This window comes from Desulfotomaculum sp., from assembly GCA_003513005.1.
Lineage (GTDB): Bacteria > Bacillota > Desulfotomaculia > Desulfotomaculales > Nap2-2B > 46-80.
The window spans coordinates 34125-48148 of record DOTD01000047.1; the positions used below are offsets into that span (position 1 = coordinate 34125).

The following is a 14024-nucleotide window of genomic DNA, read 5'->3' on the forward strand; positions in this document are numbered from 1 at the left end:
TATTACGAAAATCGGCGGGAATGTCAATAGGTTAACTCTGGCTGCCGAATATCTTTTCGTATAACCGGGCGCCGAGGCCTTTGCGCGGAATCTGTTTTTCGGCTACAAGGTCGATGCTGGCAAGTTTTCTATCTCCAAGATAGAATGACTCTTTGCCCAGCTTTTGCCTGTAAGATACAGGCGCTGAGATGTCTGGAACGAGGTCCAGCTTTCTTTTTAACATGGGAAGGTCGCTGCGCAGCAGATCAATTGTGTGATTTTTCTCTCCTACAAGCGCAACGCTGGATTCCTTTCCTCCCCGGACCGGCAGGTATGCGGATGTCTTATCTGTACTGCACAGTTCCAACGAGACAATCTGGTTAAACCCGTAGTCCAGAACAGCCATGGTATCCTGGTAGCGGTCGTAGCAGTCCAGGACAACGGTGATCAAGCTGCGGCCGTCCCTGTTGGCCAGGACAATCAGGCAGTTGCCGGCGGCGGAAGTCGAGCCTGTTTTGACTCCTTCAATGCCGGGATAGCTTCCTCCAAGCAGCCGATTGGTGCTGTTTATTTTTTCACTTTTCTTTGGTTCAATCCACTCAACATTTGCCTCTTTGCTGCGGACGTATTTTCTGAATGCCGGATTGTTAAGGGCATACCTGGTAATCAGGGCGAGGTCGCAGGCGGTTGAGTAGTGGTTGGGGTGTGTATAACCGTTTGTGTTGGTAAAGTGCGTATTGACAGCCCCAATAAGCCTTGCTTTTTCGTTCATCATTTCCAGAAATATTTTTTCCGAGCCCGCCACATGCTCCGCAATAGCCACAGTGCTGTTATTGGCTGAATAGACTAAAGCCGCCTTCAGTAAGTTATCCAGGGTGATTTTATCGCCGGTACGCAGGCTGATTGTCTGCCCTTCGTAAACAGAAGCGGCGTTTTTGGATACAGTAACTACATCACCCGGACTGCTGTTTTCCAGGGCGATTATTGCGGTCATAATTTTAGTCAGGCTGGCCGGCGGCCGCTGCTTTAATGGATTCTTTTCGAAATATAACCGGCCGGTTTTTTCATCCATCATTACGGCGGCGTCGGCGCTTATTGAAGGAGGTTTGGCATAAGAAGCATGAGGGACTGCAAAGGATAGAAGCAGAACAATAAAAAAGGCCCTTAGAAGCATAAAAATTCATCCCCTTCTAAGTTATTGTCGACTTTGGCCGGCGGTTTTATGAAAGGAATGATTTGTGAAAAACAATAAAATAAGGATAAAAGAGGAGAAAGACGGGGCAAAACGCAGGAATGTTGATAGGACGCAGGAAAATCAGTTTCTTTTCTTTCTGAGACAGTAAAAAATAACCAGAATGACGATTGCAGCAATAACGACTACGTCCAGCCGGTGGAACCAGTACTTCAAGTCTTCCCAGTTCTGGCCCATTTTCAGACCAAGGTAAGTCAGAAAAAAACACCATGGCAAAGAGCCGATGAAGGAATAAAAAACAAAGCGCCAAAAATTCATCCCGGAAATACCGGCTGGAAGGGATATAAAAGTGCGGACTACCGGCATCAGGCGGGTGAAAAAAACCGTAACTTCCCCATAGCGCAAAAACCAGCTTTCGGCCTGGTCAAAATGTTTTTGTGAGATTCCGATATATCGCCCGTATTTCAAAAGAAACGGGCGCCCGCCCCAGAGCCCTAAAAAGTAAGATAGAATGGAACCTGCAATTCCCCCCAGCGTGCCTGCCAGCGCTGCCTGGACGAATTGCAGCTTTCCTGTTGAAACGAGATAACCGCCGAAGGGAAGAATTAATTCACTGGGTAAGGGGATATTTGCGCTTTCAATGGCCATCCCGATAAAAAGCCCCCAATACCCGAGTGACGAGATATATTCCACAGTGCTTTCGGCAATTGCTGCCAGCAGGCCGGCAAAAGACATATCGGACAAATATTTACCTCCGGTATGGAATTTAGATCCTGTTGTTTTTCCAGATCCTGGCCAGCAAGGAATAATCGACATTTATATCTGGAACGGCTGGTTTATGAGTGGAGTAACGGTGGTCATAATCCAGCAGTTCAAGGGTGAGGCACAGTCTGCGAAAGTTACTTGAGATTGTTGAAGGCGCGATTCCATACTTTTCAGCCAGTTCCTGTTGGTTAACCTTACGGTCGAGTTCGAGCCTGGCTATGGTATAGATTATCGTGGCTACCCAAACGTTGGATTTGCGGATAGCGGGATGTTCTGTCCAGCAGAAATCGTGCCAGAGGCGCAGGGCGGAATTGAGCTGGTTCCGGCTGCAGCCCCGCGTCGATAAATCTTCCAGGACTTGAAGGGCAACTTGCGCGTAACTGGGGTACGGCCATTGGCAATCAGTGTGATTTCGAGGCCAATCAACCGTGTCGGATTCATTTTTAACCAGGTAAAGATTAGTGCCGTTATTGCTGGTTTTCCCCCTGGACAGGCCAAGTTTTTTCCATACTTTGCGGAAGTCGTAGTACGGTTCGCCGTTACACTCCCGTTCTATTTCTACCTGTTCAAGTTCATAGAGTATTTCCTTAAGAAACTTTCTTCCTTCGGAAGTGCGGCAGGCCTGCCTTGGAGTAAGGCCGTTCAACGCGGATATCGGGCAGTCGACCCAGCGATCATAATATTCATCAAGCAGGACATTTGTTATCTCACGGGCTATCTCGCTGGAAAGCGAATCTTCTTCAGATTCCTGTATGTCCTGGCCGCTTTTTCCATCAATAGATATAGGAACTGGGTAGTTCATGTTCATTTCGATTACCCAGGAGTTAAGCTGACAGGCATTGTCTTTCAGGTATATGTTTATTCCTTCGGAGACGGGGATGCTTTTCTTAGAACAATATGATTCCAAATCATTTTTTATTTTTTCCAAAAGCAAGTCCTTGCAGAAAGCCGGCAGGGTCAGGCCGCTGGTTGAAAATTCATATTCGTCTCCTACTTTAAGCACACGCATGAATAGAACCATTCCCTGATCCAGTTCCTGCGCGGCGTTGGGATCGCAAACAGTTATTTGAGCTCCGCCGATGAGTTCGCGCAGGGTTAAAACATCCTTGGAAGAAATGTTTTCTACCTCGTAAAGGGAAATCCTGGATTGGGACCACTCCCGTAGGAGCTGTTGTTCCTGTTTGGTCAGGTCCGGGCTTCTTTGGAACATCTCAATGATCGTTTCGCCGGTCATCAGCATGTAATCGAAGATTAGCCATTCAAAACAGCGCTCAAGAATAAATTCATCATATCGTTCGATCATTTCATTGCTGATCTTATCCAGATATATCTTTTGCGCCCGCGTGACCTCCCGGGCCAAGAACGGCTGGTCGGTAAAGGCGCCAAGTTTGCGCCGGAGCTGCTGGCCTGCTTTTTTTAAACCGAATTGCTCTATCGAAACTACTTTTGTCAACCTGCCGCAGCATAGCGCAAAGGATTTGCCGCAGCCGCACGGGCAGGTATCCTTGTTTTTCTTTTTCATTCTGCACCTCCTGATGCACTGCAAACGTTCAGCCAGCCTAAAGGATTTAATCTTCTTCAAGTATTATTTCGGTCCCATTTTTAAAGACTTTAATATTAAGCGTCTTTAATATTTCTATATTAAGATATGTTCGTCCTTCTCTGATTAATATCGCTCCGTCTAAATTAACCTGAACATTGTTAATAAGAGTATTGCCACCATTTTTCAAGGGTAATACCATATTGTTCTTCCCGTTCTTAACAAGCAGGCTTTCATTGCTCGCCTGGTATTCTACGGAGTAGCCAAAAGCTTCCAGCACGAGGCGCAAGGGAAGGTAGTCCCTTCCGCCGTCTGTCAGGGGCTCAAGATATACTCCAGTTATTTCCTTGTTTACCGACATGCTTTCTTCTTTTAAATCCAGGGTTACTTCCTGCTTGCCGGAAGAGTTTAACATTCTCAGGGCGGCCGCCAACTGGAGTTCCGGAGTAGAAACCAGCCTGTCCGGGATAAGGCCCTTTTTGTCTATTGAATATCCGTCGGGAGTATGATATTCAGCTACAGTAATTTTCAAGGCGCCGCCGTTTTGAAGGGGAATCACTTCCTGGATTACTCCCTTGCCGTATGTCCGAACTCCCGCCAGAGATGCTTTTTCATAGTCCCTGATGGCTCCTGCCAAAATTTCGGAGGCGCTGGCTGTATATTCATTAACCAGAATAACTACCGGCAGGTCCAATTTTTCGTTATCTCCGGAAGTATAATACTTATCCTTATGCCCGTCACGGTAAAAAGTTGTTACAACAAGGCTTTTATCCGGAAGAAAATTGTCCGCCAGGTCAACGGCCGCCTGCAGATAGCCGCCGGGATTGCTGCGCAGGTCCAGAACCAGGCCATTTACTTCTTTTTCTTTCAATTGACTTAATGCTGTATTAAATTCTTCCGCTGTGCGGCTGGAAAAGGTACGGACAGAAATATAACCTGTGTTGCCTGATAAAACTTCCCAATCACACGTCGGACCGCTTATTGAAGCTCTTTCTATATTCACGTTGAAATCGCTTTCACCGGAGCGCCTTATGCCCAAGTTGACAAAGGTTCCTTCCGGGCCGCGGATCTTGCCGACCGCATCCCAGAGGGGCTGTTTCGCAATATCCATCCCGTTTATAGTAATAATTAAATCATCTTTTTTCAGGCCGGCTTCCTGTGCGGGGGAATCCTCAATTACTTTTTTAATAATGGGATAGGGCGGACTGATTTCAAGTTCGACTCCTATACCTGTAAATTGATTCTCTAAAGAACTGGAGAATTCTTCGAGCGTATCCGGGCTCAGGTACTCTGTATACGGATCATTTAATGAATCAATGATCCCTTCTATAGCGTTCTGGGTCAGGGAATTAATATCAGTGGGTGTTATATAATTCTCATCAATGTACTCCATGATTTCTTGAATAGTTGATATTCCCTGCTCAATGTCATCGGCGGCCGGCGCCGGCAGTACAGGGAAAAACATCAGAAAAATCAAAAGAATTAAAGCAACCGACTTTTTAAGCAACTTAATCACTCCATTATTATTCGTAATTCGCCCTGAAAGTTTTTTTTCCTTCTATGCGGTGTATGATTTGTTTCGACACAGATGATAAAAAGGATTTTTAAAGCCTTGCGGTGAAATACTTATTTATTAAATTTGAAAACCATAGGCTGGGTGCTGGATTTTGAATTCCGGATTATTTTTGATTATTGATGGGAACAGCCTGGCTCACAGAGCTTTCCATGCCCTGCCGCTGCTTACTACAAGCCAGGGGATTTTTACAAACGCGGTTTATGGATTTGCCAACATGCTTCTTCGAATTTTATCCGACCGTAAACCGCAGTTTGTCGCGGTATGTTTTGACAAGGGCAAGATTACCTTTAGACACAGCGATTACGGGGAATATAAATCTAAACGAAAGCCTACCGCCGAGGAGCTTCGTCCGCAGTTCCCGCTAATCAAGGAATTTTTACAGGCAATGTGCATCAGGATTTCTGAATATGACAACTATGAGGCTGATGATTTAATAGGTACGCTGGCGGTTCTCTCAGAAAGGGCTGGCATGAAAAACCTCATCCTGACTGGCGACCAGGATGCGCTTCAAATGGTTTCGCCGCTGACCAAGGTTTTGCTTACTAAAAAAGGGATTACGGAACTCGAAGAATATACTGAGGAAAAGGTCCGGGAGCGTTATGGAGTGTTGCCGGCCTTCTTTGCGGATCTTAAAGGTCTAACCGGCGACCAATCGGACAATATACCAGGCGTTCCGGGAATAGGGCCTAAAACGGCTTCCGTGCTTTTGCAAAAATACGGAACCCTTGAAAACATACTCGGCAATCTGGCTGAACTTCCCGAAAAGCAAAGGGGGAAAATTGAACCGTTTGCCTCACAGGCTGTTTTATCAAAACAGCTGGCTGTGCTGATTAAGGATGTCCCTTTACAGGAAGAAATCAGTGATTACACATGGCCGGGGGCCGATTACAAAAAGCTGATCGAATTCTGCGGCAAATACGAGTTTAAGAGTTTGATCCGCTCACTTACACAGACCGGCCAGAAACCTAAAAACAAGAAGCAGGCAAGGGATACGGGCAGTCTGTTCAAGGAAGCGGAGTACGCCAAAACAACAAGCGACGATTTATACCCGGTTGAAAAACCGGAAGATCTGGAAACGCTGGTTGAAGAAGTGCGGCGGGCCGGATGCGCCGCCCTGGCCGTAAACGGCAGTTTTGACGGCGGGGCTGAGAGGGCGGTATTTGCATTCCCTTCTGCCGGGGAAACTCAAGACGGGCCGGAAATTAAGACGGCAGTTTTTTCCTTAACCGGGCAGGGCCTGAAGGCTTTAAAGGCGATTTGCACAGACAGGAGTATAGATTTAATCGCCCACGACGGCAAAAAGCTGATCCGCATTTTAAAGGCCAATGGAATAACCATTGGGAACCTGTCCTTTGACACAATGCTCGCCGCCTATATCTTAAATCCCGGACTCTCCGGCTACCGGCTCAGAGATCTTGCCCTGGAGCATCTGAAAGAAATTATCCCGGGCGATGAGGATAGCTCCATGCTTACAAGCGTACGGGCGACCTGCCGGTTGGCGGATATTCTGAAAGATAAACTGCATCTGCAGGAAGCAGACGAACTTTTCTACAAAGTAGAAATGCCCCTTGTTTACGTTCTGGCGGACATGGAATCCGCAGGAGTGGCGGTGGATAGAGAACAATTGGCCGACTTATCGGATGAACTGGCCCGAAAAATAGATGATCTTACCCGGGAGATTTACGCTCTTGCGGACTGCGAGTTTAATATAAATTCAACCAGGCAGCTTTCTCAAATTTTGTTTGAAAAACTTCAGCTTCCTGTGATCAGACGCACAAAAACAGGATTCTCCACTGATGCGGGCGTTCTGGAAGAACTTGCCGATTCCCACCCGATTGTGAACAAGATACTTGATCACAGGATGCTGGCCAAGTTGAAGTCCACTTATGTGGACGGGATGGTTTCCTTGATTAATCCGGTGACAGGCAGGCTGCATACTACTTTTCACCAGGCTGTCACCGCTACAGGCCGTCTGAGCAGTTCGGACCCGAATTTGCAGAATATACCCGCCCGTGTGGAAGAAGGAAGAAAAATAAGGCAGGTATTTATACCCCGTCAGAAAGGGAACCTGATTCTTACCGCCGATTATTCCCAAATTGAACTGCGCCTGCTTGCCCATCTGAGCAGCGATGAAAATCTCAAGGAGGCCTTTTTACAGGGAGAGGATATCCACACCAAAACAGCGGCGGAAGTGTTCAGTATTTCGGTTGTGGAAGTTACCAACCAGATGCGCAGCAGGGCTAAAGCCATCAACTTCGGAATTATCTATGGGATCAGCGATTACGGCCTGGCCAGGAACGCGAACATCTCGCGCCAGGAAGCCAAACAATATATTAAAAGTTATTTTGAACGCTATTCAGGCGTTCAGGAATACATTAAGAGCGCTGTTGAAGAAGCACGCAGCAAAGGGTACGCGTCTACGATTATGAACCGGCGGCGTTACCTGCCCGACCTGTTCAGCCCGAACAAGACGGTACGTAATTTCGGTGAACGTACCGCCGTGAATACGCCAATCCAGGGAAGCGCGGCGGATTTGATCAAACTAGCGATGATCCGCATTCACCGGGAGCTAGAAAAACGGCAGCTTCAAACCAGGATGATTCTCCAGGTTCATGATGAACTTATCTTTGATGTCCCGGTCGAGGAGATGAAGGAAGTCCGGGAGCTTGTCAAGGACTGCATGGAAAATAGCCTTGTTCTGGATGTTCCCCTGCTTGTTGATTTGAAAGCCGGGCCCAACTGGTATGAAGTGAGAGAAATATAGTTTTCTAAGGAGGGCGTTATGCCTGAACTGCCAGAAGTAGAAACCATTAAACGAACCCTCGAGGCCAGAATTAAAGGGCTGTCGGTGGTTTCCGCAGAAATATTCCTTCCCAAGCTGATCAGGACGCCCGGTTTGGATGAATTCAAAGCACTTTTAACAGGGCAGAAATTTCAAGGGTTGGATCGAAGGGGTAAGTACCTTTTACTGCATCTTTCTCAAGGTTTGGTCATGGTGATACATTTGAGGATGACCGGGAGGCTGATTTATTTGCCCGTTTCTGCGGAGATAGCGCCGCATACCCATTTAATCATTAACCTGGACGACGGCTGCCAACTGCGCTATTCGGACATCCGGCGTTTTGGAAATATATCCCTGGTTCCGGCCGCGGGCCTGGACAAAATCCCTGGTTTATGCAGTCTGGGCAAGGAACCGTTTGATCGCGAATTTACACGCGGTTACCTGCTTAAACAACTGCACAGCCGCCGGGTCATCTTAAAAACTCTCCTTCTGGACCAGAGCTTTATTGCGGGGTTGGGTAATATATACGCCGATGAAGTATTGTTCCGGGCCAGGATCCACCCGCAGCAAAGATCAAATACTTTTTCGCAGCGTCAATCCACAAGGCTCTTTCACGCTATCCAGGATGTGCTCAGGGAGGGAATTGAAAACCGAGGTACGACCCTGCGGGATTATGTTGACGGGGAAGGCGTAGCCGGCAATTACCAGAACCTGCTCAAAGTGCATAACCGTGAAAACCAGCCGTGCGCTGTATGCTCAACAAACATTATCAGATTGCGGATAAGCGGGCGAAGCACATACTTCTGCCCACACTGCCAGAGGATGTAGGAGTTGACAGGCAGTTTTAAAAATCCCGGGGTGGTGTGCTTTTGTTAAGGCGGATCCTTTTTGCGCTGATTTTACTGCTGATAATCTTCAATCTGGATCACATCGGACGTTTCTTTTACCCGTTTTCCCATCACGATTTAATTATGCGGAATGCGAAGAAGTATAATCTCGATTCCTGCCTGATGGCTGCGGTAATCAAGACTGAAAGCAATTTTAACGCAAGCGCCCTTTCTGATCAGGGCGCCATAGGATTAATGCAGATAATGCCTGAAACGGGGAAATGGGCAGCTGACCAGATAGGTATACAAGGATATTCCACCAACAAGCTTTACGATCCTGAGACCAATATCCTGATCGGTACGTGGTATTTGTCCAGTTTAAACGGAGAGTTTGGCGGCAATATGGTTCTTGTCCTGGCGGCCTATAACGGCGGAAGCGGGAATGTAAGAAAATGGCTGCAAAGCGAGGAAATTTCCGGAACCGAGAAAGACATTGCTTTGGCGCCTTACCCGGAAACAAGGCATTTTATCCGAAAAGTGCTCAGGAACTATAAGATATACAGTCTTCTTTACGGCCACCAGGAAAATCCAATTTGAAACTTGAAAAAAGAGAAGCTGTGGATTTATTATTAATTCAGAAACTATTGATTATAAGGAGGAGTATAAATGGCAGGCCAACAGACAGTATCGCTTAAGGTATCGGGGATGAGTTGTATGCACTGTAAGGCTGCGGTTCAGGAGGCGCTTACAGGTGTTGCCGGAGTTAAATCTACGGAGGTAAATCTTGATCAGGGCAAAGCAACCGTGACATTCGATCCGGAAGTCGCTACGGTGGATAAAATGCGCGAGGCAATAAAACAGTCGGGTTTTGAAGTAATCTAGCCGAAGAAAAACTCCCTGACAGGGAGTTTGAGCAGCTAAAAGTAAATTGCAATATTTTTATTAAAGAGTTTATTGTCCCGGCATTTGAGGCAGACTCTCCGCCAAATTGCTCATATCTGTTATCTTTACGCCCTCGGGAAGCGTAAATAATTCGTCCGGCTGTTTTCCGATCTTGATATTGGTATAGTCAAGTACCGTCTTGGTTCCGTCTGCATTCGTCATCTCTATTCTGACGGGTATTCCATATTCACCGTGAATCCACATTTTTGTCTCAATTGTCATTGGGCCAGAAGTTGTAGTAATTTTTGGGCCAGGAGTTGTCATGGTGATGACCTTGCAGGTTACCCCGTTGCAGACTTCGGTTCCCAGTTCTTTGGTTTTAGCCGTGTCTATATTTTTTAGATAGTCTTCCGGGGTTGCTGCTTGTTCATTATTGTTGAAGTCTGGGAACCTCACAGCCATGTTTTGAGCCGGGTAATAGGTATAAAAAGTGTTGCCGTCCGTGATGCTTATAACTTCAACATCATTTTCCCTTGTTTCTGACCTGAACTTATTTTTCATCATACACATCCGGCCGCTCATTTTAATGTCGCCGGAGGTCATTGTATAGTCGTATGATAGCCCTTCCTCCAGCTCTTGTCCCCTGGTGATAAGATCGGCTAAGGTTGATCCTGTTTCTTTCTGCCCGGCGCCTTCTCCCTCGCTGACCTGCGAAGAATTGCTGGCTTCTTTTTTATTCCCTGAGCAGCCTGCCAGTCCAAAACAGACAAAAATAAAGGCTGTGATTAAGATAAACCCTAATACTTTTCTGATTTCATACACCTCCTTTCCGTTTCGCAGTAAAAACACAGGTATAAAGATGTCGGTGCTGTGTTTTTGGTTTTAATATTGGAAGAGCCTGTTAGAAAATATTATCTTTATTACCCTCGAATATTTTGTTGGCATAGGCAACGCAATCATCGTCGTCGGTCTCAAAAATTACCGGTTCACCTTCCGGAGCTATTCCCTGGCCGTTAAAAAATAAGACAATGATACATGAAGGAGATCCCGGATGAAACTGAATGCTTGCTATGTTGTATTTTTTTACTTCGACCAATTCTATTAATTTTTCCAGATCAGACATTGCGGACCCCTTTTCTACTTTATTTTTTAATGTGATAATAATATATCGTAAAAATAGATACTCTTCAATCTTTATCACGGATTTAGTTTTTTAGACTATAGCGGGGCCAGGCTTGACTTATTATAAAACTTGACTTATTTAAAGAAGCGGTTTTGCCTTGATGCTGTGACGACATCTCACAAAGAAGCTTATCTGTGAAAAATAGCGTCCTTTGAAGATTCAGCGGATCACGTGAGAGAGCGTTGATAACGCCGTGCATACTTATGAACACTGCCAGTGAATCCGGGGAAATTTAAAATGATAAAAATCATCGTCATGGTTATTTTGGCGTTTGTTTTTCTTCACCAGGTTGCAGCAAGAATAGTCAAGAAAAAGCTGGTTCATTTTCCTTTTCCATACCTGGCGGTTTTTATTATTGATAATAACCTGAAGAGGCTGCTCCAGCCGGCTGAAACAGTAATCAGGCGCAGCGGCATAATGGCCGGGATGACAGTTTTAGAAATAGGCTGCGGGAGCGGTTCATATACTACTTTTGCAGCCAGGGAAATTGGCGCCCAGGGCAGGCTTTATGCGCTGGACATCCAGCAGGGCATGCTGGATCGATTGCAAAAGAAGCTGTCGAGGCCTGAATTCAAGGATCTCAAGAATATCTTTCCGGTAAAAAGCAGCGCTCATGTTCTGCCTTTTGACACAGGCTCGTTTGATCTGGTTTATCTGGTGACTGTTCTCCAGGAGATACCCGATGTACAAAAGGCATTAAGTGAGATAAAAATGTGTTGAAGCCCGGGGGTATACTTGCTGTTACGGAGTTTTTTCCTGATCCCGATTACCCGTTAAAATCGACTACCGTCAAGCAGGGTGAAACAGCAGGTTTTATTTTAGATCAATCACAGGGGAGTTTCTGGAATTATACTGTCAGATTTATAAAATAAAACATAAGTTTACTATAAATTTGTATGACGGTTTCCTGAAACGTTGAATTATTCCAGGTAAACCTTTATTATAGAAATGTTACTAAAGGCTTGCGTTCTAAAGAAGGAGTAATTTTTTGATAAGGGGAATGGGCATTGAAACTTGCATTTGAAGAAATAGTGGATATAAATGCTTTCGGAAGGGAAAACACAAGGAAGCTAAACGAATTTCTGCCGCTTGCCGCAAGCGCGGATGTCAGTCCCGCCGCTGAAGACAAGCATAAGGTTTTGCTGGTTGTTATTGATCTGCAGGTTGATTTTATGGATGACGGCGCACTGCCGGTTCCTGGGGCCTATGATGATGTAAAAAGGCTGACCAGTTGGATGTTTCATAATTTATCCGGGATTACAAAAATAGCCGTATCTTTGGATACACACGTTCCTCACCAGATTTTTCATCCCTGCTGGTGGGTCGATGAGAGGGGAAAAAATCCCCCGCCCTATACTGTAATTACACTTGAAGACCTGGACAAAGGCAGGTGGAAAGCTGTTTTCAATCCGGATGAGTCCCGGGAGTATTTAATCGGCCTCAAGAAATATGGCAGGCTGGATCTTATTGTTTGGCCCTACCATTGTATTCAGGGTACAAAAGGGGCCGCTTTGGAGGCTCAGTTTGCCAATATGCTATATGCCCACGAGGCGGCAAGGAAGTCCGTCCCTATTCATTTGGTCAAAGGGACAGATCCCTTGAGTGAAATGTACGGCATTATCAAGCCGGAATTCGACCGGAACAACTTTATGAATCTTTCTTTCCTCAGCCTTTTCGAAAATTATGACCAGATTATTGTTGCGGGACAGGCAAAAACACATTGCGTGTTAAGGTCCGTCCAGCAGTTTTTTGAGCATTACCGGGACCGCAGGGATGTATTGAAAAAGTTTTTTATACTGGAGGACTGTATGAGTCCCATTCCAGGTTTTGACGTGGATGAGGAGTTTGCCAGATTTGAAGCTGACTATAAAGTTGCCATTGTAAAATCAACTGAGTTCGTGCTTTAGTTTGTAGTTATAAATAAACATTAAAAATTATAAAAAGCTATAGTTAAAGGAAGTGCAGTATGACCAGGAAAACAAAAAAAGATTATGTTTTAACTACCTCCGGTTATGAATATGATAAAGAACTTGCCAGGGTGTCCATAAAGGTAGTGCCGGCCCTTCAGGCTCTGATTAACAACCAGCATGATTTACTTAAGGCATTGCTGCCGAACTTCCCGGAAATGAAGATTTTCCTAAAAAACCATATGGCCGAACTATCTGTGGTGGAAGAAACAATTGCTTCCGCTCACGCCAAATACAACTTAAAAAAAGAAGAGACAAAAATACTAAGACAAAAAAAAGAAGATGGAAATACAAGTAAGGATATTGCTTCTTCGGGATATGACGAACACATTAAAGATAATGGTCAGTTGATGGACGAACAAGTCAGAAAAATAAGTCCCGGTTTGCCTTCCGCGAAGTTCGACACTGCAAAGAAGAATCCAGGCAGGAATGAAATACTGGATGTCAGGCGGATAGCGATAGGAGCTTCAATAAAGGCATTAACGAATGTTCTAGGACGGAAACTTTCTGAAGATGAGATATTGGCAATTGAGCAACAGGTTGATGCTTACCTTTAATCAAAGGTTTTCAGCTGCCTGGCCGCCAAAATATTTTCTACTTCTTTAAAGCCGGTTGGAAAGGCGTAGTTGTAGCGGGCCGGAAGTACAAAGACATAGCTATTGTTGCGGGCCAGATCACTGGGTCCCATAGGCGCCGCGCCAATATAAAAATCCTCCTTTTGTAATGAGTTCCATTGGCTTATTGTAAAGATCATAATGGGAATATTCTGGCGTGGCTTTTGTTCAGTCCACTACGGATGCCTGATGGAAATCATTTTGCCGGTTTCCACCGGCTGCGAACCACCTACTGCCAGACCCACCCATTCACTGTTTACAACCCGTATAACCTTTCCAGCTTTCAGGCAGAGTCATGCTAAATCCGTATTCGGTATTCAGTAAGCAGTTTCTGTGTTTCCGGTTTGATAGTCTCCCAAGTTAACCCAACTTTCCCCTCCCCAAGATCATAATTAGCCCAAAACACCCCTCTGGATAAATATGGGTTGGATATAAGCCGCACCATTACTGCATTCATGTATTCATAAAAAGTCCAAAAACATCAAAATCACCAATGTAGTACCCTATTTTATTATGCCATTGACACAACAGAGTCTCTGGATTATAATAACAATATGCATATAGCCACTATTACTACAAAAAACAAAAAGACAGGAAAAGTTTATATCAACCATAAACTTATCCAGACTATCCGTACGGAAAAAGGGCCGCGTAATAGAATTATTATGTCTTTGGGCCAATTGAATTTACCTAAAGACGATCTGAAAAAGCTGGCCT

12 protein-coding genes and 1 pseudogene are annotated in these 14024 nt (G+C 45.4%); 7 read left to right on the forward strand and 6 right to left on the reverse strand.

Annotation, left to right across the window (positions count from 1 at the left end; genetic code table 11):
- Positions 1 to 31: 31 nt before the first annotated feature.
- From DEH07_05950 to DEH07_05965, 4 genes are all read right to left on the reverse strand, one after another.
- Complete coding sequence (locus tag DEH07_05950; GenBank protein HBY04080.1) at positions 32 to 1153, reverse strand: D-alanyl-D-alanine carboxypeptidase; 1122 nt, start codon at positions 1151 to 1153, stop codon at positions 32 to 34.
- 141 nt (positions 1154 to 1294) lie between these two features.
- A complete protein-coding gene (locus DEH07_05955) occupies positions 1295 to 1906 on the reverse strand; it encodes a hypothetical protein (GenBank protein HBY04081.1) in 612 nt (203 codons plus the stop codon).
- Between the two features lie 31 nt (positions 1907 to 1937).
- Positions 1938 to 3458 (reverse strand): hypothetical protein, encoded by a 1521-nt coding sequence (locus tag DEH07_05960; protein HBY04082.1) that lies wholly within the window; start codon positions 3456 to 3458, stop codon positions 1938 to 1940.
- Positions 3459 to 3504: 46 nt separating this feature from the next.
- Positions 3505 to 4983: a peptidase S41 gene (locus DEH07_05965; protein HBY04083.1), complete on the reverse strand. Its 1479-nt coding sequence runs from the start codon at positions 4981 to 4983 to the stop codon at positions 3505 to 3507.
- Positions 4984 to 5143: 160 nt separating this feature from the next.
- Here DEH07_05965 and DEH07_05970 point away from each other — a divergent pair, with 160 nt between their 5' ends.
- The 4 genes from DEH07_05970 to DEH07_05985 all read left to right on the forward strand — a co-directional run bounded on the left by DEH07_05970 (position 5144) and on the right by DEH07_05985 (position 9543).
- Complete coding sequence (locus tag DEH07_05970) at positions 5144 to 7816, forward strand: DNA polymerase I (GenBank protein ID HBY04084.1); 2673 nt, start codon at positions 5144 to 5146, stop codon at positions 7814 to 7816.
- A gap of 18 nt (positions 7817 to 7834) precedes the next feature.
- Positions 7835 to 8662, forward strand: coding sequence for a formamidopyrimidine-DNA glycosylase (locus tag DEH07_05975; GenBank protein HBY04085.1), 828 nt, complete (start codon positions 7835 to 7837; stop codon positions 8660 to 8662).
- 35 nt (positions 8663 to 8697) lie between these two features.
- Positions 8698 to 9258, forward strand: coding sequence for a lytic transglycosylase (locus tag DEH07_05980; protein HBY04086.1), 561 nt, complete (start codon positions 8698 to 8700; stop codon positions 9256 to 9258).
- Between the two features lie 69 nt (positions 9259 to 9327).
- Positions 9328 to 9543, forward strand: coding sequence for a hypothetical protein (locus DEH07_05985; protein ID HBY04087.1), 216 nt, complete (start codon positions 9328 to 9330; stop codon positions 9541 to 9543).
- 69 nt (positions 9544 to 9612) lie between these two features.
- On the opposite strand, the gene DEH07_05990 is transcribed toward DEH07_05985, so the two are convergent.
- Positions 9613 to 10365, reverse strand: a complete 753-nt coding sequence (locus DEH07_05990; protein ID HBY04088.1) for a hypothetical protein — start codon at positions 10363 to 10365, stop codon at positions 9613 to 9615.
- A gap of 79 nt (positions 10366 to 10444) precedes the next feature.
- Entirely contained in the window at positions 10445 to 10666 is a 222-nt protein-coding gene (locus DEH07_05995; GenBank protein ID HBY04089.1) for a hypothetical protein, read from the reverse strand.
- A 315-nt stretch (positions 10667 to 10981) separates the two neighbouring features.
- On the opposite strand from DEH07_05995, the pseudogene DEH07_06000 reads away from it, so the two are divergent.
- The 3 genes and pseudogenes from DEH07_06000 to DEH07_06010 all read left to right on the forward strand — a co-directional run bounded on the left by DEH07_06000 (position 10982) and on the right by DEH07_06010 (position 13250).
- A pseudogene (locus DEH07_06000) lies at positions 10982 to 11598 on the forward strand (dimethylmenaquinone methyltransferase).
- Between the two features lie 135 nt (positions 11599 to 11733).
- Positions 11734 to 12633 carry a hypothetical protein gene (locus tag DEH07_06005; GenBank protein ID HBY04090.1) on the forward strand — a complete coding sequence of 300 codons (900 nt, stop codon included), beginning with the start codon at positions 11734 to 11736 and terminating at the stop codon, positions 12631 to 12633.
- Between the two features lie 59 nt (positions 12634 to 12692).
- A complete protein-coding gene (locus DEH07_06010) occupies positions 12693 to 13250 on the forward strand; it encodes a hypothetical protein (protein HBY04091.1) in 558 nt (185 codons plus the stop codon).
- The last annotated feature ends 774 nt before the right edge of the window (positions 13251 to 14024 follow it).